The organism is Microbacterium sp. NPDC060117, assembly GCF_042729315.1.
GTDB lineage: Bacteria > Actinomycetota > Actinomycetes > Actinomycetales > Microbacteriaceae > Microbacterium.
In genome coordinates this window covers 12,562-31,502 of record NZ_JBHWXR010000002.1, presented here as the reverse complement: position 1 = coordinate 31,502, position 18,941 = coordinate 12,562, and the positions used below count along the sequence as shown (strand labels likewise).

General features: G+C 69.6%; 18 protein-coding genes. All 18 read right to left on the bottom strand.

Going from position 1 to position 18,941, the window contains the following annotated elements:
- Window positions 1–24: 24 nt before the first annotated feature.
- A complete protein-coding gene (gene der / locus ACFWCK_RS06265) occupies window positions 25–1,545 on the bottom strand; it encodes a ribosome biogenesis GTPase Der (protein ID WP_378805070.1) in 1,521 nt (506 codons plus the stop codon).
- Window positions 1,538–2,266, bottom strand: coding sequence for a (d)CMP kinase (gene cmk / locus ACFWCK_RS06260; protein ID WP_233309088.1), 729 nt, complete (start codon window positions 2,264–2,266; stop codon window positions 1,538–1,540). The genes der and cmk overlap by 8 nt, the downstream gene beginning before the upstream one ends.
- Window positions 2,259–3,380 carry a prephenate dehydrogenase gene (locus ACFWCK_RS06255; RefSeq protein ID WP_378805069.1) on the bottom strand — a complete coding sequence of 374 codons (1,122 nt, stop codon included), beginning with the start codon at window positions 3,378–3,380 and terminating at the stop codon, window positions 2,259–2,261. The genes cmk and ACFWCK_RS06255 overlap by 8 nt, the downstream gene beginning before the upstream one ends.
- Window positions 3,377–4,201 carry a pseudouridine synthase gene (locus ACFWCK_RS06250; protein WP_378805068.1) on the bottom strand — a complete coding sequence of 275 codons (825 nt, stop codon included), beginning with the start codon at window positions 4,199–4,201 and terminating at the stop codon, window positions 3,377–3,379. Before ACFWCK_RS06250 ends, ACFWCK_RS06255 begins: the two co-directional genes overlap by 4 nt.
- Entirely contained in the window at window positions 4,198–4,794 is a 597-nt protein-coding gene (scpB, locus tag ACFWCK_RS06245) for an SMC-Scp complex subunit ScpB (protein ID WP_378805067.1), read from the bottom strand. Before scpB ends, ACFWCK_RS06250 begins: the two co-directional genes overlap by 4 nt.
- The gene (locus ACFWCK_RS06240) at window positions 4,784–5,635 is read right to left on the bottom strand and encodes a segregation and condensation protein A (protein WP_378805066.1); all 852 of its coding nucleotides are present in this window, start codon (window positions 5,633–5,635) and stop codon (window positions 4,784–4,786) included. The genes scpB and ACFWCK_RS06240 overlap by 11 nt, the downstream gene beginning before the upstream one ends.
- Window positions 5,619–6,482 (bottom strand): ParA family protein, encoded by an 864-nt coding sequence (locus ACFWCK_RS06235; RefSeq protein WP_378805065.1) that lies wholly within the window; start codon window positions 6,480–6,482, stop codon window positions 5,619–5,621. Before ACFWCK_RS06235 ends, ACFWCK_RS06240 begins: the two co-directional genes overlap by 17 nt.
- A gap of 80 nt (window positions 6,483–6,562) precedes the next feature.
- Entirely contained in the window at window positions 6,563–7,285 is a 723-nt protein-coding gene (locus ACFWCK_RS06230; RefSeq protein WP_378805064.1) for a gamma-glutamyl-gamma-aminobutyrate hydrolase family protein, read from the bottom strand.
- A gap of 8 nt (window positions 7,286–7,293) precedes the next feature.
- Window positions 7,294–8,073 carry a 3-oxoacyl-ACP reductase gene (locus ACFWCK_RS06225; protein WP_233309081.1) on the bottom strand — a complete coding sequence of 260 codons (780 nt, stop codon included), beginning with the start codon at window positions 8,071–8,073 and terminating at the stop codon, window positions 7,294–7,296.
- Between the two features lie 33 nt (window positions 8,074–8,106).
- Window positions 8,107–9,510: an aldehyde dehydrogenase family protein gene (locus ACFWCK_RS06220; RefSeq protein ID WP_378805063.1), complete on the bottom strand. Its 1,404-nt coding sequence runs from the start codon at window positions 9,508–9,510 to the stop codon at window positions 8,107–8,109.
- 34 nt (window positions 9,511–9,544) lie between these two features.
- Window positions 9,545–10,936, bottom strand: a complete 1,392-nt coding sequence (locus ACFWCK_RS06215; protein ID WP_378805062.1) for a glutamine synthetase family protein — start codon at window positions 10,934–10,936, stop codon at window positions 9,545–9,547.
- A gap of 15 nt (window positions 10,937–10,951) precedes the next feature.
- Window positions 10,952–11,674 (bottom strand): FadR/GntR family transcriptional regulator, encoded by a 723-nt coding sequence (locus tag ACFWCK_RS06210; RefSeq protein ID WP_378805061.1) that lies wholly within the window; start codon window positions 11,672–11,674, stop codon window positions 10,952–10,954.
- A 7-nt stretch (window positions 11,675–11,681) separates the two neighbouring features.
- Window positions 11,682–13,229 carry an amino acid permease gene (locus ACFWCK_RS06205; protein ID WP_233309077.1) on the bottom strand — a complete coding sequence of 516 codons (1,548 nt, stop codon included), beginning with the start codon at window positions 13,227–13,229 and terminating at the stop codon, window positions 11,682–11,684.
- An 88-nt stretch (window positions 13,230–13,317) separates the two neighbouring features.
- Window positions 13,318–14,220, bottom strand: a complete 903-nt coding sequence (xerD, locus tag ACFWCK_RS06200; protein WP_233309076.1) for a site-specific tyrosine recombinase XerD — start codon at window positions 14,218–14,220, stop codon at window positions 13,318–13,320.
- A gap of 1 nt (window position 14,221) precedes the next feature.
- Complete coding sequence (locus ACFWCK_RS06195; RefSeq protein WP_233309075.1) at window positions 14,222–14,821, bottom strand: NUDIX hydrolase; 600 nt, start codon at window positions 14,819–14,821, stop codon at window positions 14,222–14,224.
- A gap of 1 nt (window position 14,822) precedes the next feature.
- Window positions 14,823–16,508 (bottom strand): CTP synthase, encoded by a 1,686-nt coding sequence (locus ACFWCK_RS06190; protein WP_378805060.1) that lies wholly within the window; start codon window positions 16,506–16,508, stop codon window positions 14,823–14,825.
- Between the two features lie 26 nt (window positions 16,509–16,534).
- Window positions 16,535–17,473, bottom strand: coding sequence for a carbohydrate kinase (locus ACFWCK_RS06185; RefSeq protein ID WP_378805058.1), 939 nt, complete (start codon window positions 17,471–17,473; stop codon window positions 16,535–16,537).
- Window positions 17,470–18,933 (bottom strand): glycoside hydrolase family 32 protein, encoded by a 1,464-nt coding sequence (locus tag ACFWCK_RS06180; protein WP_378805057.1) that lies wholly within the window; start codon window positions 18,931–18,933, stop codon window positions 17,470–17,472. The genes ACFWCK_RS06185 and ACFWCK_RS06180 overlap by 4 nt, the downstream gene beginning before the upstream one ends.
- Window positions 18,934–18,941: the final 8 nt, after the last annotated feature.

Below are 18,941 nucleotides of genomic sequence, written 5' to 3'. Positions count from 1 at the left end.
ACTCGGAAGTCGGCGCCGTGTCCCTCAGCGCTGCCGGCGCTCGCGCACCCGCATGTTGATCACGATCGGGGTGCCCTCGAAGTCGTAGAGCTCGCGCAGGCGCCGCTGGATGAACCGGCGGTAGCCCGGGTCGAGGAACCCGGTCGTGAACAGCACGAATGTCGGCGGACGCGTGGTCGCCTGCGTGCCGAAGAGGATCCTGGGCTGCTTGCCGCCCCGCAGCGGGTGCGGGTGGGCGGCGACAAGCTCGGTGAGGAACGCGTTGAACTTGCCCGTCGGAATGCGGCGGTCCCAGTTCTCCAGCGCCGTCTCCAGCGCCGGGACCAGCTTGTCCAGGTGCCGGCCGGTCTTCGCCGAGATGTTCACGCGCGGCGCCCAGGCGACGTGCGCCAGGTCCTGCTCGATCTCGCGCTCCAGATACCGGCGACGGTCCTGGTTCTCCATGTCGTCGTCGAACAGGCGGTCCCACTTGTTGAACGCGAGCACGAGGGCCCGGCCCGACTCGAGCACCATGTCGATGATGTTCAGATCCTGCACGCTGATCGACTGACTCACGTCGAGCACGACGACGGCGACTTCGGCCTTCTCCAGCGCCGTCGACGTGCGCAGTGAGGCGTAGAAGTCCGCACCCTGCTGCAGGTGTACGCGGCGGCGGATACCGGCCGTGTCCACGAAGCGCCACAGCTTGCCGCCCAGCTCCACGATCTCGTCCACGGGATCGCGCGTGGTGCCGGCGAGGTCGTTGACGACGACGCGTTCCTCGCCCGCCGCCTTGTTCAGCAGCGAGGACTTGCCCACGTTCGGACGGCCCAGGATCGCCACGCGGCGCGGTCCGCCGATCTCGCCCTTGGCGACGGCGGAGACCTCGGGCAGCTTCTCCATGATCGCGTCGAGCAGGTCGGCGACGCCGCGTCCGTGGATCGCGGACACGGGATACGGCTCGCCGAGGCCGAGGTTCCAGAGCGCCGCAGCCTCGGGCTCCTGCCGGGCGTCGTCGATCTTGTTCGCGACGAGGAAGACGGGCTTGCCGCTCTTGCGCAGCAGCTTCACGACGTGCTCATCGGTCGAGGTGGCCCCGACCATCGCGTCGACGACGAACAGCACCACGTCGCTGAGGTCGATGGCGACCTCAGCCTGCGCGGCGACCGAACGGTCGATGCCCTTCGCGTCGGGCTCCCAGCCGCCGGTGTCGACCAGCGTGAAGCGCCGGTCCATCCACTCGGCCTTGTACGTGACGCGGTCGCGCGTGACACCGGGGGTGTCCTCGACGACCGCCTCGCGGCGACCCAGGATCCGGTTCACGAGCGCGGACTTGCCCACGTTCGGGCGCCCGACGATCGCCACCACGGGCAGCGCGGGCAGGTACTCGATCCCGTCCTCGCCGGCGATGAGGCCGGCGAGGAGCTCGGCGTCCTCATCATCCAGGTCGTAGTCGTCGAGGCCCGCACGCAGAGTCGCGGCGCGCGATTCGACGAGCTCCTCGTCCATCGCGTCCAGCTTCTCCGCGAGGCGGTCTTCGCCGCCCTCGTATTCTTCGTCAGCCATTCTCGGCTCCTCGCTGCGCTCCTGGCGCACGTCGCTCGATCACCGCGATCACGGCATCGATGGTCTCCTGGAAGTCGAGGTCGGTCGAATCCACGACCTCCACTCCCTCTGCGGCGGTGAGGAAGTCCACCACCGCACTGTCTTTGGCATCCCGGTGGTGCAGGGCGGCGGCGACCGCACCGGCGTCCTCCGCATCCAGCTCCGCGGCCCGGCGCGCGGCACGCACCTCGGGCGCCGCGGTGAGCAGGATCCGCACGGGCGCATCCGGGGCCACCACGGTCGTGATGTCGCGCCCTTCCACCACCACGGCCGGGTACTCCGCCTCTCGTGCGATCCTGCGGAACGCGTCGTTCACCTGCACGCGCACGGCCGGAACGCGGGCCACGCCGCTCACGGCACCCGAGACGCGCGGTTCGCGGATCGCGTCGGTCACGTCGGCCTCTCCGACGTGCACGAGGCGGTCGTCCGGATCGAGCCCCTGCGCGAACGGGAAGTCGGCGGCCGCGGCCAGCACGGCGGCCTCGTCGGCGGTGTCGTCGCCCCGCTCCAGCACGTGCCAGGCCAGAGCGCGGTACGCGGCGCCCGTGTCCAGGAAGCCGTAGCCCAGGCGTCGCGCGACGGCCTTGGACACGCTGGACTTGCCGGATCCGGCAGGGCCGTCGATCGCGACGATGAACGGCGCCTGCGGCGCGGTCCCGGAGCTCGTCGAAGGGTCAGTCATCGGGCATGCTCGCAATCCGCCAGCCTCTGGCCTCGAGACCTTCGACCGCGCCGCGGAGCGCGGCCGGGGTGACGCTGATCTCGGCGAGACCGAACTGCGCGCCCGGGGAGTGCTCCAGGCGCAGGTCCTCGACGTTGACCTCGAGTTCGCCGAGTTCGCCGAACAGGCGTCCGAGCTGGCCCGCGGTGTCGTCGATCATCACGACGAACGACTCGAAGCGCCGGTTCTGGCCGTGCTTGCCGGGCAGGCGCTCCACGCCCTCGTTGCCGTGCCGGATCGCTTCGGCGACCGTGCGCCGGGATCCGGTGCGGTCCGGGTCGCGCAGCGCGTCGGCGACCTCGGCGAGGTCCGCGGCGAGCGCGTCGAGCACCGAGACGACCGGTGCCGCATTGGCGCCGAGGATCTGCACCCACAGCTCGGGCGCGGAGGCGGCGATGCGTGTCGTGTCGCGCACGCCCTGCCCGGCCAGCCGGAGCGAGCCGTCCTCAGCATCGGCGAGGCGTGCCGCGAGCAGGCTCGCCACGACCTGCGGCACGTGCGAGGTCAGCGCGACCGCGCGGTCGTGCTCCTCGGGCGTCATCTCGAGCGGCATCGCCTCGAGGTCGAGAGCCAGGCCCTCGACGAGCGCGAGGTCCGCCGCCCGGGTCTCCTCGTCGCGGCAGACCACCCACGGTCGGCCGATGAAGATGTCGGCCCGCGCCGAGATCGCTCCCCCGCGCTCGCGACCCGCGAGCGGATGGGATCCGATGTAGCGTGTGAGGTCGACGCCGCGCTCACGGAGCACGCGCAGCGGCTCGAGCTTGACGCTCGCCACATCGGTGACCACCGCGTCGGGGAACCGCGAGAGCTCGGCCTCGATGACATCGGCCGTCACATCCGGCGGCACGGCCACGACCACGAGCGACGGGGTGTCGTCGGCCCGCGCGGCGCGGCCCGCGCCGTAGTCGATCGCGAGGCGCAGCTGCGCGGGAGAGGTGTCGGCGAGGGCGACATCGACGCCCTTCGCAGTCAGGGCGTGCCCGATGCTGGCGCCGAGAAGCCCCGCGCCGACGATCCGGATGGTTCCGGACAGCCGCGCGGCACGCTCGTTCGGCGTCCTGCTCGTGTCGCTCACTCGTTCTCCTGCGCGTCTCCCCGGTCGTCCGCCGACGCATTCGAAGCGTCGTCCTCCGGGGATTCCTGGCGCGACAGGGTCAGAAGCGCGCCGAGTTCGATTTTAGTCAGTTCGCGCGACTTCCCCGCCGGGAGGGTTCCCAGGTGCAGCGGACCGAACTGGCGCCGCACGAGCTCGGTGACCGGATGCCCGACCGCCGCGAGCATCCGTCGCACGATCCGGTTGCGTCCGGAGTGCAGGGTGAGCTCGACGAGACTGGAGCTCGCGGACGAGTCCAGCAGACGGGCTTTGTCCGCGGCGATCGGTCCGTCCTCGAGCTCGATGCCCCGCGTGAGCTTCGCGATCGTCTGCGCGGTCACCACGCCCTCGACCTTCGCGATGTAGACCTTGGTCACCCCGAACGAGGGGTGCGCGAGCACGTGGGCGAGGTCTCCGTCGTTCGTGAGGATGAGCAGTCCGCTGGTCTCGGCGTCCAGCCGCCCGACGTTGTAGAGGCGCTCCTCGTAGTCCTTCGTGAAGCGGCGCAGATCCGGCCGCCCCTTCTCGTCCTTCATCGAGGAGACCACGCCGGTGGGCTTGTTCAGCATGACGTAGCGCTTGCCGGTGTCCAGCTGCACGGCCGTGCCGTCCACGTCGACGAGATCGTTCTCCGGGTCGATCCGTCGGCCGAGCTCGGTGACGACGGATCCGTTCACGCGGATCCGTCCCTCGACGATGTACTGCTCGATCACGCGTCGCGACGCGACGCCGGCGTTCGCCAGCACTTTCTGCAGGCGCACGCCCTCAGGGGCGGCGAACGGGTCTGCGGGGGCGGGGGTCATCGGGCGATCCTCTCGTCGAAGCCTTCGGAGCCGTCGTCCAGCAGCGGGGAGATCGGCGGCAGCTCGTCGAGCGAGTTGATGCCGAGGTTCTGCAGCAGGGCGTCGGTCGTGCCGTAGTTGATGGCGCCGGTCTCGGAGTCCTGGAAGAGCTCGGTGATGAGCCCGCGGCCCAGCAGCGTGCGCACCACCGAGTCGACGTTGACGGCACGGATCGAGGCCACCTGGCTGCGGGTCACGGGCTGCTTGTAGGCGATCACGGCGAGCGTCTCGAGCGCGGCCTGCGACAGCCTTGCCGGCGCCTGCCCGCCCACGAAGTCGGCGACCAGGTCGTCGTAGTCCTCGCGCACGTAGAGCCGCCAGCCCCCGCCGACCTCGCGCAGCTCGAAGCCGCGCCGCGGTCCCTGCCCTCGACCGTCGTACTCGTCGACGAGGGACTCGATCGCCTGCCGCACCGCCGGCACCGGCGCACCGACGGCGGCCGCGAGGGAGACGAGGCTGTGCGGCTCATCGATGATGAGCAGGATCGCCTCGAGCTTCTCCGTCAGCGGCAGCTCCACGGTCACGGCGTCATCGGTCATGGTCTCATCGGTCATAGTCGGCTCCCAACGTCGCCAGCATCTCGTCGGTCCAGTGCTCGGCCGACCAGCGCAGGGTCAGCTCGCCCAGCGGCTCCAGCTGCTCGAAGCTCAGTGCCGCGTGCCGGTACAACTCGAGCACGGAGAGGAATCGCGCCACCACGACCCCGGGCTCCACCGCACCCGCCACGATCTCGCGGAACGTCACGGATTCGGCGCTGCGCAGCAGCGTCACCACGATCGCGGCCTGCTCGCGGATGCTGACGAGCGGCGCATGCAGGTGGTCGAGGCCGACCGTGGGGATCTCCTTCGGAGCGAACGCGAGGAGCGCGAGCGTGCCGAAATCGGCGGCACTGAGCGTCCACACCAGCTCCGGAGTGCGCGCGCGATGCTTCTCGTCCAGCCGCACGGCGCGGGCGTGGCGCCGATCCTCGTACTGCAGGCTGCGGGCGAACCAGACGGAGACCTCCTTGAACGCGCGGTACTGCAGCAGCCGCGCGAACAGCAGATCCCTGGCCTCCAGCAGCGCGACGGACTCCGCATCCACGAGCTCGCCCTGCGGCAGGAGCCCGGCGACCTTCATGTCGAGCAGCGTCGCCGCGACCACGAGGAACTCGCTGGTCTCGTCGAGATCCTCATCGGAGCCCAGCTCCCGCAGATACGCGATGAACTCGTTCGTGACCTTGCTCAGCGACACCTCGGTGATGTCCATCTCATGCTTCGAGATGAGGTTCAGCAGCAGGTCGAACGGCCCGTCGAAGTTGGACAGCGAGACGCGGAACCCGGAGGCGTCCTCGGCGACCGATTCGGGCTCAGCGGCGTCCGGAGCGGGAGCGCTCTCGTCAGGCGACGGCGCCACGGGCGACCAGCTCCCGGGCCAGTCGCAGGTACGCCTGTGCGGCGGGGTGCTCCGGCGCGAACTCGGTGATCGGCACTCCCGACACCGAGGCGTCGGGGAACTTGACGGTGCGCCCGATCACGGTCTCCAGCACATCGTCTCCGAACGCCTCGACCACCCGCTCCAGCACCTCGCGGGAGTGCAGGGTGCGCGCATCGTACATCGTGGCGAGCAGTCCGTCGAGCATGATCGAGGGGTTGAGGCGGTCCCGCACCTTGTCGATCGTCTCGATGAGCAGAGCCACGCCGCGCAGGGCGAAAAACTCGCACTCCAGCGGGATCAGCACGCCGTGCGCCGCGGTGAGCGCGTTCACCGTGAGCAGACCCAGCGAGGGCTGGCAGTCGATCAGGATGACGTCGTACTCCCCCGCGACCTGGCGCAGGACGCGGGACAGGATCGTCTCCCGGGCGACCTCGTTGACGAGGTGCACCTCAGCCGCGGACAGATCGATGTTTGCGGGGATCAGGTCGAGGCCTTCGACATGCGTGTGCACGATCACCTCGCGCGGATCGCGCTTGGTGTCCAGTAGCAGGTCGTAGATCGTCGGGATGTCGTGCGTCGGGATCCCGAGACCCGCCGACAGCGCGCCCTGGGGGTCGAAGTCGACGGCGAGCACCTTGCGCCCGTACTCGGCGAAAGCGGCGGCGAGGTTGATCGACGTCGTGGTCTTGCCGACGCCGCCCTTCTGGTTGCAGAGGGCGATGATGCGCGCGGGGCCGTGAGCCTTCAGCGGAGCGGGGATGGGGAAGCCCTGGTAGGGACGCCCGGTCGGCCCGATCGGGGTGTCGTCCTTCGTCTTCTTCGCCACGTTTCTCCTGCTCGTCGTGCTCGATCGATCATAGCCGCCGACGAGGTTGCAGCCCCGGCCCCACACGCCGATCCGGCGGATCAGCCGACGCGCATGCGTTCCCTCGCCGCGGCGATCAGTCCGTCGAAGAGCCCGGGATCCGCATCCGTCTCGGGGTGCCACTGCACCCCGACCGCGAACCGATCGCCCTCGCCCTCCATGGCCTGCAGCACGCCGTCCGCGTCGTGCGCGACCGGGCGATAGCCGGGATGCTGCGCGACGGCCTGGTGATGATGCACGGGAACCGTGATCTCCGTGGCCACCAGTCCGGCCACCCGACCCTCGGCATCCACCCGCACCGAGGCCGAGCCGTACGACGTCGGCCCTCCCCCGTGCTCGCCGTGGCCGACCACGTCCGGCAGATGCTGGACGAGCGATCCGCCGGCCGCGACGGCCATGATCTGCATGCCGCGGCAGATCCCGAGCAGAGGCAGGCGGATCCGCTCGGCCTCCGCGAGCAGTGCGAACTCCCACGCGTCGCGATCGTCGTACCAGCGCACCACGCTCGGGTCGGGCTCCTGCCCGTATCGCGCGGGGTTCACATCCGCCCCGCCCGCGATAAGGAGTCCGTCCAGGCGCGCGAGCGCGTCGGCAGCCGCGCCCGCTGCCGCGACCGGGGGCAGCAGCAGCGGCACGCCGCCGGCGCGCTCGATCGAACGCGCGTAGTCGCTCGGCAGGAGGTCGGCCTCGACCTGCCGCCAGGTGCCCCAGTCGGCGGCCTGGCGGTAGGTCGTGAGCCCGATGATGGGGCGCGGCTCAGACACGGTCCAACTCACTCGAAGTCGGAATCCAGCGGGGTCACGTACGCGTTCGAGAGCCCGCCGTCCACGAGGAAGTCCATCGCCGTGATGAAGCTCGACTCATCGCTGCCGAGGAACGCCACCGCATTCGCGATCTCCTCGGGCTCGGCGAAACGCCCCATCGGCACGTGCACGAGCCGGCGCGCGGCACGCTCGGGGTCCTTCGCGAAGAGCTCCTGCAGCAGCGGCGTGTTCACCGGGCCGGGGCAGAGCGCGTTGACGCGGATGCCCTTGCGGGCGAACTGCACGCCGAGCTCGCGGGTCATCGCCAGCACGCCGCCCTTCGACGCCGTGTACGAGATCTGCGAAGTGGCGGCGCCCATGATCGCGACGAACGACGCGGTGTTGATGATGGATCCGCTGCCCTGCTCCAGCATGTAGGGCAGCACGGCCTTGCAGCAGTAGTAGACGCTGGTGAGGTTGACGTCCTGCACCAGGTTCCACGCGTCGATCCCGGTCTTCAGGATCGAGTCGTCGGACGCCGGCGAGATCCCGGCGTTGTTGAAGGCGATGTCGATGCGACCGTAGGTGTCGTGCGCGACGGCGAACAGGTTCTCCACCTCGGCCTGGTCCGTGACGTTCACCTTCACGAACACACCGCCGAGCTCCTCCGCGATGCGGGGGCCGTTCGCCTCGTCGAGGTCGCCGATCACGACCTTCGCACCCTCCGCGACGAACTTCTTCGCCGTCGCCAGACCGATGCCGCTGCAGCCGCCGGTGATGACGCCGACCTTGCCTTCGAGCTTTCCCATTCCTGTGTTGCCTTTCGCTGTGTGGGGAGGAGTTCAGTACGTCGTCGAGATGAACACGTTCTTCACCTCGGAGAAGGAGTCCGGCGCGTCCGGTCCGAGCTCGCGCCCCAGCCCGGACTGCTTGAATCCTCCGAAGGGGGTCCAGTACCGCACCGACGAGTGCGAGTTGATCGAGAGGTTGCCGCTCTCGACGCCGCGGGCGACGCGCAGGGCCCGGCCGATGTCCCGGCTGAAGATGGATCCGCTCAGGCCGTACTCCGTGTCGTTGGCCTTGGCGATCGCGTCGGCCTCGTCACGGAACGGCATCACGGCGAGCACCGGCCCGAACAGCTCCTGCGACCACACCGGGTCGCTCACGCTGCGCGGGAGCACCACGGCGGGAGCGAGCCAGAACCCGCCGTCCCAGTCCGCGCCCGCCGCACTCTGCCCGCGGAACGCGATGTCCGCGCCGTCCAGGTGCGCCGCGACCGCATCGCGCTGTGCCGCGGAGACCATCGGGCCCATCTCCGCGTCCTCCGCGGACGGATCCTTGACCCGGAACGCCTCGACCGCGGGCTGCAGCAGGTCGAGGAAGCGTTCGTAGACGTTCTCCTGCACGAGGATCCGCGAGCGGGCGCAGCAGTCCTGGCCGGCGTTGTCCAGACCTCCGCCGGGGGCTGCAGCGGCGGCGGTCTCGAGATCTGCGTCGTCGAACACGATGTTCGCGTTCTTACCGCCGAGTTCGAGGGTGAGGCGCTTGACCTGGTCCGCGCACCCGCGCATGATCCCCTTGCCGACCTCGGTCGACCCGGTGAAGCACACCTTGCGCACGAGCGGGTTCGTGACGAAGCGATCGCCGACCACGCTGCCCTTGCCGGTGATGACCGTGAACACGCCCTCCGGAAGTCCGGCTTCGAGGGCCAGCTCGCCCAGGCGCATCGCGGTGAGCGGAGTGAGCTCAGCAGGCTTGAGCACCACCGTGTTGCCCGCGGCGAGCGCCGGGGCGAACCCCCAGCCGGCGATCGGCATCGGGAAGTTCCACGGCACGATGATGCCGACGACGCCCAGCGGCTCGTGGAACGTGACGTCGATGCCGCCGACGACCGGGATCTGCTTGCCGAAGTGGCGCTCGGGACTCGCGCTGTAGTAGTTCAGCACGTCACGCACGTTGCCCGCTTCCCAGCGCGCGTTGCCGATCGTGTGGCCGGCGTTCGCGACCTCGAGGGCGGCGAGCTCGTCGATGTGCGCCTCGACGACGCTCGCGAACGCGCGCAGCAGCCGGGCGCGATCGCCGGGGGCGATCGCCCGCCACGCGGGGTAGGCCCGGTGGGCGCGCTCGATCGCTGCGTCCGTCTCGCCGAGATCCGCGAGCCCGACCTCGCCCACCGGCTGCCCGGTCGCGGGATTCAGGACGGTGAAGGCGCCGCCCGCGCCGAATCGAGAAGAAGGGATCCTCATGCGCTCAGCCTTTCGAAGTCTCCGATGAACCCGTTCACAGCCGCTCGAAGCCGCGGCGCAGCTCCCAGTCGGTCACGGCCGCGTCGAAAGCCGCGATCTCGACGTCCGCGTAGTTCACGTAGTGGCGCACGACGTCCTCGCCGAAGACCTCGTTCGCGATCGCGGACTGCGCGAGGGCCTCGCGCGCCTCGCGCATCGTGGACGGCACCGTCGGGGCGCCGGACTCGTAGGCGTTGCCCTTCGTCTCCGGCTCCAGCGGCAGCTCGTGCTCGATGCCGTAAAGGCCTCCGGCGAGCATTGCGGCGAGTCCCAGATACGGGTTCATGTCGCCGCCGGGCAGGCGGTTCTCCATGCGAGCCCCCGCGCCGCGCCCCACCAGACGCACCGAGCTCGTGCGGTTGTCGATGCCCCAGGCCACCGCGGTCGGCGCGAACGATCCCTTCACGAAGCGCTTGTACGAGTTGATGTTCGGCGCGTAGAAGAGCGTGAAGTCGCGCATGGTCGCGAGCACGCCGGCGATGAAGTGGTCATAGAGCGCGGAGCGGGCTCCGCGCTCCGCATCCCAGAACACGAGGCCGTCATCGTCCTTGCCGCGCAGCGACATGTGCACGTGGCAGGAGTTGCCCTCGCGCTGATTCGGCTTGGCCATGAACGTGATCGACTGGCCGTGCTGACGGGCGATGTCCTTCGAGGCCGTCTTGTAGTACGCGTGGTTGTCCGCCGTGGTGATGACCTCGTCGTAGAGGAACGCGATCTCGTGCTGACCGAAGTTGCACTCCCCCTTCGCCGACTCCACGTTCAGCCCCGAGGCGTACATCGTGTTGCGGATCTCGCGCAGCAGCGGCTCGACGAGCGTGGATCCGAGGATCGAGTAGTCGATGTTGTAGCGGTTGGCGGGCTCCAGGTCGCGATAGCCGGAGTCCCACGCGCGGTCGTACGGCGTGTTGAAGATCACGAACTCGAGCTCGGTGCCGGCGAGCGCCTTCCACCCGTGGGAGGCGGCGCGCTCCGTCTGCGCCCGCAGGATCTCGCGCGGCGAGACCCGCACCGCGTCGCCGTTCGCCCCCGCGAGGTCGCACTGGATCATGACCGTGCCGGGGCGGTGCGGCAGGAGCCGGATGGTCGCCAGGTCCAGCACGAACTCCATGTCGCCGTAGCCGTCGGCCCAGGAGGCGTGCGCGTAGCCGTCGACCGTGTTCATCTCGACATCCACGGCGAGCAGGTAGTTGCACCCCTCGGTCCCGTGGCCGAGGACCGAGTCGAGGAAGAAGCGCGCGTGCAGGAGCTTGCCCTGCAGCCGCCCCTGCATATCGGTGAACGCGAGGATCACGGTGTCGAGCGAGCCGTCGAGGATCCGCGCGCGCAGCTGCTCGACCGTGAGCATCCGGTCGTTGCGGGCGGGGACGAGGAGATCGGAGGAGTTCATGTGCAACGGTGTCCTTTACTTCAGAAGGCCCTTGAGGAGCGCGGCAGTGGCGTCGCAGTGCGCCGTCATGATGTCGCGGGCCTGATCGGCGGAGCCGTCCAGGATCGCCGCGACGATCGCACGGTGCTCGGTCTCGGAATGGTCGATGTTGGTCTTGAGGAAGGGGATCTCGGCGAGGAGCTGGTGGATCCGCACCTGCACGGCGCTGCAGGAGCGGGACAGTTCGTCGGATCCGCAGACGGTGGCGATCGCGAGGTGCAGCCGGGCGTCGGCCTGCCGGTAGTCGGCCGGCGTCTCGGCCGCGGCGAGGTCGGCGAGGCTGTCGGTGAGGAGCGTGCGCTGTCCCTCGTCCAGGGGGGTCAGCGCCGCCCGGTAGGCGGCTCCCGGCTCGATGACCGAGCGGAAGACGATCACGTCGTCGATCTCGGCCCGGCGCGGCGGGGTCTGGTCGGCCGGCCACTGCTCCGCGGCCGGCAGGACGACGGTGCCCCCTCCGCGCCCCCGGGTCGTCGTGACGAGCCCGGCGGCGCGGAGAGCGCTGATGGCCTCCCTCAGGGTGGCGCGGGAGACGCTGAGCCTCTCGGCGAGCTCGCGCTCGCCGGGGAGCTTCGTCCCCACCCGGAAGATCCCGAGCCTGATGGCCGAGCCCAGCTGCTCCACGCAGCTCTCGAAGGCCATATGCCCCCGGACCGGGTGCAGCGCAGCGTCCACCAGAGGAGAGTCCATCGCGTCCGTCATGCTCGGATCATTCCTCCAAGAGCTTGTCCGGCGCCATCGTCAGATGCTCGGCCTCGGCCGTGGATGCCATGAAGTCCCTCTTGCCGTAGGCATACCACAGCACGATCGCGAGGATCGCGACCACGGCGACGGCGATCGGCGCGTAGTTGAACGTGTCGATCGTGATCGGGTTCACGGGCGGGAGCACGAACAGGATGATGATGAAGATCACCCAGACCACGGCGATCCATCCCACGATCGTGCTCCACTTGCCGAGATGCCACGGCCCGGGCGTGAAGCCCTTGTCCAGCCGACGCAGGAACACCGGCGTGACGTAGGCGATGTAGAGCCCGATGACCGCGACCGAGGTGACGGCGAGATAGGCGGTGGTGTTGAACAGCGCGGGCGTGGTCAGGATGATCGAGAGCACGACGCACAGCCAGATCGAGTTGGTCGGCGTGCCCGTGCGCTTGTTGACCTTCGCCCACAGCCGCGCCCCGGGAATCGCGTTGTCCCGGGAGAACGCGTAGCTCATCCGGGAGTTCGCCGTGACCGAGGCCATGCCGCAGAAGAACTGCGCGCCGCAGACGATGAAGAGCAGGAACTTCGCCATCGTCGGGTTGTTCAGCGCGTCGAGGAAGATCTGGGCCGGGGGCAGACCGGTCTCGGATCCGAGCAGGCCTGCGATTCCCTTGTCGCTGCCGTCCTGGATCGCCGCGGTGATCGAGAAGAGCAGGATCCAGCCGCCGATGATCGAGATCACGACGCTCATCACGATGCCCTTGGGAGCGGCGACGGCGGCGTTCTTGGTCTCCTCGGCGACGTGGGCGGAGGCGTCGTACCCGGTGTAGGTGTACTGCGCCATGAGCAGGCCCATGAGGAACACGTACGGGCCGAACGACCAGCCGGTGCCGTTGTACCAGTGCGTGAACGTCCAGCCGACGTCCTGGTGCTGGGTGGGCATGATCCACAGCGCGCCGACGATCACGAGCACGCCGACGATGTGCCACCAGGCGGACACGTTCGAGAGCAGGCTCACGATGTTGACGCCGAAGGTGTTCAGGAGACCGTGGATGACGATGAGGACGACGAACAGGCCGAAGGTGCTGGCCTTCGTCGGCTCGATCCCCCAGACGAGGTTCGCGAACGCCATCATCGTCGTCGCGGCGCCGAAGTCGATGGCCGCGGTGACCGCGACCTCGCCGAGGAAGTTGAACCAGCCGACGCCCCATGCCCACTGCCGCTTGTTGCGCTTGGCGAGGCGGCCGGCCCAGAAGTACAGCCCGCCGGCGGTCGGGTACTTCGAGCACACCTCCGCCATGGCGAGGGCGACCATGAGCACGAAGACGCCGACGAGCGGCCAGCCGATCGTGATCGCCGAGGGGCCGCCCGAGTTCAGGGCGATGGCGTACGAGGTGATGCATCCCGCAAGGATGGAGATGATCGAGAAGGAGACGGCGAAGTTGCTGAACCCCGACATCCCCCGGTGCAGTTCCTGCTTGTAGCCCAGGGCGGCCAGGGCTGCGGCGTCGTCGTCGATCGGGTGCGAGTCCGGCGCCTTTGTCGATTCGCTCATGGAGTGCTGCCTGCTTTCAGTGGAGGGAGCGTGTGCAGCGATTCTCGCAATGCGAAAGACCAACTGTCAATGGTCTGACTTCAAACCATTAGCGTGCCCGCGGATGCGCAGTCGCGTAGACGTCGCGCAGCGTGTCCACCGAGACGTGCGTGTAGATCTGCGTCGTCGCGACCGAAGCGTGCCCCAGCAGCTCCTGCACGACGCGGACGTCGGCACCGCCCTGCAGCAGATGGGTCGCGAAGGAGTGCCGGAGCGTGTGCGGAGAGACCTCCGCCGTGATCTGAGCCCCCTCGGCGGCCGCGCGGATGATCAGCCAGGCGCTCTGACGACTGAGGGGCGCGCCTCGGGCACCGAGGAACAGCTTCGACGATGCGCGTCCCCTCGCGGCCAGTGCGGGACGCACCCTCGTGAGGTAGGCGTCGACCGCCGCGCGCGCGTACGAGCCCACCGGGACGATCCGCTCCTTGGATCCTTTTCCGCGCAACCGCAGCACCTCGCCGTGCGCGAGGTCGTCGACGTCGAGTGAGACCGCTTCGGAGACGCGTGCACCCGTGGCGTAGAGCAGTTCGAGGAGGGCGCGATCGCGGATCCCGATCGGATCCTCCGCCGACGGGGCGGCCAGCAGGCGCTCGACCTGATCGATCGTGAGCGCCTTCGGCAGCCGCCGAGGCTGCTTCGGCGGGCGGAGCCTGGCGCTCGGATCCGCGTCGGCGATGCCCTCCCGGGCGAGGAAGCGATGCCAGCCGCGCACCGAGGACTGCAGCCGGGCGAGGCTCGATGCGGCCGGGGGCGGTTCGGAGCCGGCGCGCTCCGCAGCGAAAGCCGCGACGGTCTCCGCGGTGATCGCCCCGGTGTCGGCGATGCCCTGCGCGCCCAGCCACGTCACGTACCCGCCCAGATCGCGCCGGTACGCGGCGAGCGTGTGGCCTGCGAGCCCTCGTTCGATCGTCACGTGCCGGAGATACGCGTCGAGCGCCCGGTCGAGCTGCACCTCAGGCTCCGGGGTTCTGCCGCTCCGACGACGACAGGCGCCGTTCGGCGGCCAGGATGCCCACCGCGAGGATCCCGTTGCGCAGCCGCCCGGCCAGCACTCCGTCCGCGGCCTCGCGCAGCGGCACCCACGCGAGCCGGATGTCGGCCTCCTCGTCGGTGCGCGCGAAGGTCTCCCCCGCCGGGCTCAGGCCCGTGGCGAGGTAGATGTGGACGATCTCGGAGTTGCTGCCCGGTGTCGTGTACGTGGAGACGAGCGGCTCCCAGCCGGTCGCGACGAGATCCGCCTCCTCCGCGAGCTCGCGCCGTGCGGCGTCCATCGGATCCTCGCCCACGACGTCGAGCAGCCCGGCGGGCAGCTCCCAGTCGCGCTGCCGGATCGGGTGCCGGTACTGCTGGAGGAGCAGCACTCGTCCGCCCTCGTCGACCGCGACGACCGCCGCCGCGCCGGAGTGGTCGATGTACTGCCGCACGATCTCGCCATCACCGTAGCGGACGCGATCCTCACGGACTCCCCACACCGCGCCGCGATACACCTCGGAGCTCGAGAGCACCTCCGGAGTGAACGACTCGTCGTGCGGCGCGGTGGAGGTCCCGGTCACGTCAGTCCTCGTCGTCGAACAGCTCGCTGGAGCGGTGCCGCTCGATCGCAGCGCCGACGAGCCCGCGGAACAGCGGGTGCGGGTCGGTGGGACGCGAGCGCAGCTCGGGGTGCGCCTGCGTAGCGATGTAGAACGGGTGGACGTCGCGCGGCAGCTCGACGTACTCGACGAGGTCGAGCTCCGGGTTGAGACCCGAGAACGACAGCCCGGCCCCCGCAAGACGATCGCGGTAGGCGTTGTTCACCTCGTAGCGGTGACGGTGGCGCTCCGACGCCTCGGCCGCGCCGTAGAGCTCGGCGGCGAGCGAACCCTCGCCGAGCGTCGCCTTGTACAGGCCCAGGCGCATGGTGCCGCCCAGGTCGCCGCCGTCGAGGATCTCGACCTGCTCGGCCATGGTCGCGATGACCGGCTCAGCCGTGTCCGGGTCGAACTCGCTCGAGGACGCCCCGTCGATGCCTGCGACATGGCGCGCGTACTCGATCACCATGCACTGCAGGCCCAGGCACAGACCCAGAGTGGGGATGCCCTGCTCGCGGGCGAAGCGGAGAGCCCCGAGCTTGCCCTCGATGCCGCGGATGCCGAAGCCGCCGGGCACGCAGATGCCGTCGACGTCGCTCAGCGCCTTGGCCGCTCCCTCGGGGGTCTCGCAGGAGTCGGACGGGATCCAGCGGATCTTCACGGCGACCTCGTGCGCGAAGCCGCCGGCCTTGAGCGCCTCGGTGACCGAGAGGTAGGCGTCCGGAAGGTCGATGTACTTGCCGACGAGGCCGATCGTGACCTCGTGCTTCGGGTTGTGCACGGCCTGCAGGACCTTCTGCCAGCGGGACCAATCCACGTCGGCGGCCTTGTCGAGGCCGAGCGCCTCGACGATGTAGGTGTCGAGTCCCTGGTCGTTGAGCATGGTCGGGATGTCGTAGATGCTGGGCACGTCGATCGCGTTCACGACCGCGTCCTCGTCGACGTCGCACATGAGAGCGATCTTGCGCTTGTTGGACTCGGTGACGGGCCGGTCGCTGCGCAGCACGAGCGCGTCAGGCTGGATGCCGATCGAGCGCAGCGTCGCGACGGAGTGCTGGGTCGGCTTGGTCTTCTGCTCGCCGGACGCGCCCATGAACGGCACCAGCGACACGTGCACGAAGAACACGTTCTTACGGCCCAGCTCGTGGCGGATCTGCCGTGCCGACTCGATGAACGGCTGCGACTCGATGTCGCCGACCGTGCCGCCGATCTCGGTGATGATCACGTCGGGTCGGGGCGTCTCGTCGGCCTGCAGGCGCATACGGCGCTTGATCTCGTCGGTGATGTGCGGGATGACCTGCACCGTGTCGCCGAGGTACTCGCCGCGTCGCTCCTTGGCGATCACCTGCGAGTAGATCTGACCGGTCGTCACGTTCGCGGCCTGGCTCAGCTCGATGTCGAGGAAGCGCTCGTAGTGCCCGATGTCGAGGTCGGTCTCGGCGCCGTCGTCCGTCACGAACACCTCGCCGTGCTGGAAGGGGTTCATCGTGCCCGGATCCACGTTCAGATAGGGATCCAGCTTCTGCATCACGACGCGCAGTCCGCGGGCGGTGAGCAGGTTGCCGAGGCTGGCCGCCGTCAGGCCCTTGCCCAAAGAGGAAACGACACCGCCCGTCACGAAGATGTGCTTGGTGGTGTCGTTGTCTGTCCGCGCGGCTGAGTTCTGCATCACGGGCTTTTATCTTATCAGCAGGATTAGCGGTCGTCACCGTCCGACACGTCGCGCGTCGCCGCGAGGCGCGCTTCCAGCTCGGCCCGATGCGGCGGGTTGGCCCCCGCGCGGGACACGGTGATCGCCCCGGAGGCGAGCGCGGTGTCGAGCGCCGCGACGGCGTTCTCAGCCGGGATCGGTGCGCCGGTGACGAGCAGGCGGTCCGTGCCGTCGCGGAGCAGCCCGAACAGCAGTCCGGACATGAACGCGTCGCCGGCGCCGATCGTGTCGACCACCGACACCGGCAGGGCGGGACGCACGTAGTGCACCCCGTCGACGAGCGCGACGACCCCCTGCGCCCCGCGAGTGACCGCGACGAAACGAGCACCGGCCGCGGCGAGCTCCTCCAGGACCTCGTCGACACCCGCGTCCGGCCGCAGCCATGCCGCGTCCTCGTCACTGAGCTTGACGACGTGCGAGACGGCGGCCAGCTCGAAGACGCGCCGGCGCGCGGCGTCGGCCGAGCCGATGACGTCCACCCGGATGTTCGGATCGAACGAACGCAGGGTGCTGTCGGGAGCGCCGCGGTAGGCCGCGAGCAGGGCGCTCGACCCTGGCTCCCGCAGCGCGCCGATCGATCCGGTGTGCACGAGCGCGAGTCCGTCCAGTTCGGGCACCGTGATCTCGCCGGTCAGCGCGAACTCGTACTCCGCGCTCCCGTCCTCGGCGAGTGTCGCCGTCGCCGTCCATGATTCGCCGGCCTCGAGCGTGTCGGCACCGACACCGACGCGGTCCGCCGCGAGGTGCGCCCGGATCATGTCGCCGTACGCGTCGTCGCCGATCCGGGCGTGCAGCACCGGCGGCCGACCCAGCCGCGCGAGACCGACGGCGACGTTCATGGGCGAGCCGCCCGCGTGCGCCGCTCCGCCCACGACGATGTCCACGAGGGCCTCGCCGATCACCGCGATCCGCGGATGCGTCATGCCGGGTCCACCTCTCCTGCTTCCACGATCAACTCGTCGATCCGCACACTACCGCCCACCGCGTGCAGAGTGACGCAGTCGGAGGATCGCTCGGCCACGCGATCGGTGAGCACGGCGGTCCCGTCGTCGGCGAACAGCTCGATCGAACCGCTGTCCAGCCAGAGCACCGCATCCAGGCCGCCTCCGCGCACGGGCATGCGCTCGACGCTGCCGAACGCGTCCGGGAGCCCCGCGGCGCCGATCCGGCGATCCAGGGCGAGCTCGCCGTCGTGCACGTGAAGGACCGCGGCCGGCGCGACCTCCTCGCCGAAGCGCAACTCGGCCGATGCGCCGTGATCCAGCCGCAGACGCAGCCGGATCCGCGACGGGGTCGGCGCATCGAGAGTCAGTGGCGCACCGGGCCTCACCTCCGCCTCGGCGACGGCGGCGATCGTCCTCAGCGCCGGCCCGATCGGCTCCTGACGAAGGCGGATCCGGCCGTCCGCCGTGACGAGCGACAGTCTGCGGCCGAGCGTCATCGCGCCGCGCTGCGGCTCGATGCCGAACGGCGGCATCTGCTCCGCATAGTCCCAGTTGCTCATCCACGCCATCAGGATGCGGTCTTCGTCGGGAAGCCCGGCGAACGTCACGCCGGCGTAGCAGTCCCGCCCGTAGTCGAGCCAGTCCAGGGCGGCCAGCTCGGCCTCCGACGACTCCGCACCGGCCTCGACCTCCGGGATCACGAGGTCCGGCACGAAGCGGACGCCGTCGAACGACCCGACGACGTACATCGTGCCGGATCCGCCGGCCAGTCCACCGGGGTTCATGCTCACGATCAGCACCCAGCGCACCTCACGGGGATCCCCGTCCACCGGCAGCGGGAACAGATCCGGGCATTCCCACACCCCGAACGCGGTGCCGCGCGGGCCGTACTCGGAGAGGAACTCCCACCGGCGCAGGTCGTCGGAACGGTAGAGGACGACCTTCCGCTGCATGGCCTCGACGGCCACCATGACCCAGTACTCCCCGCGGGCGCCCGAATAGCGGAACACCTTGGGGTCGCGGAAATCGGCGGATCCGCGATCCAGCACGGGGTTCCCGGGGAACATCGACCAGGTCAGGCCGCCGTCCGCACTGGATGCGATCCCCTGCGACTGATGCCCGGCCGCCCGGTCGGCGAGCGTGAACACGGCCACGAGCGGGGCCGCGCCGTCGGCGGCCAAGCCGCTGGTGTTGCTTGCATCGAAGACCGCACACCCCGAGAAGATCTCATGCTCCGCCGTGTAGCGGATCGCGATCGGGAGCTCCTGCCACGCCACCAGATCCGTGCTGGAGGCATGACCCCAGCTCATGAATCCGTGGTCGGCGCCGTGCGGGTTGTACTGGAAGTACAGGTGGTAGAGCCCGTCGTGGAAGATCAGCCCGTTCGGGTCGTTCAGCCAGTTGCGCGCTGAGGAGAAGTGGATGAGCGGGCGTGTCATGGGCGGGT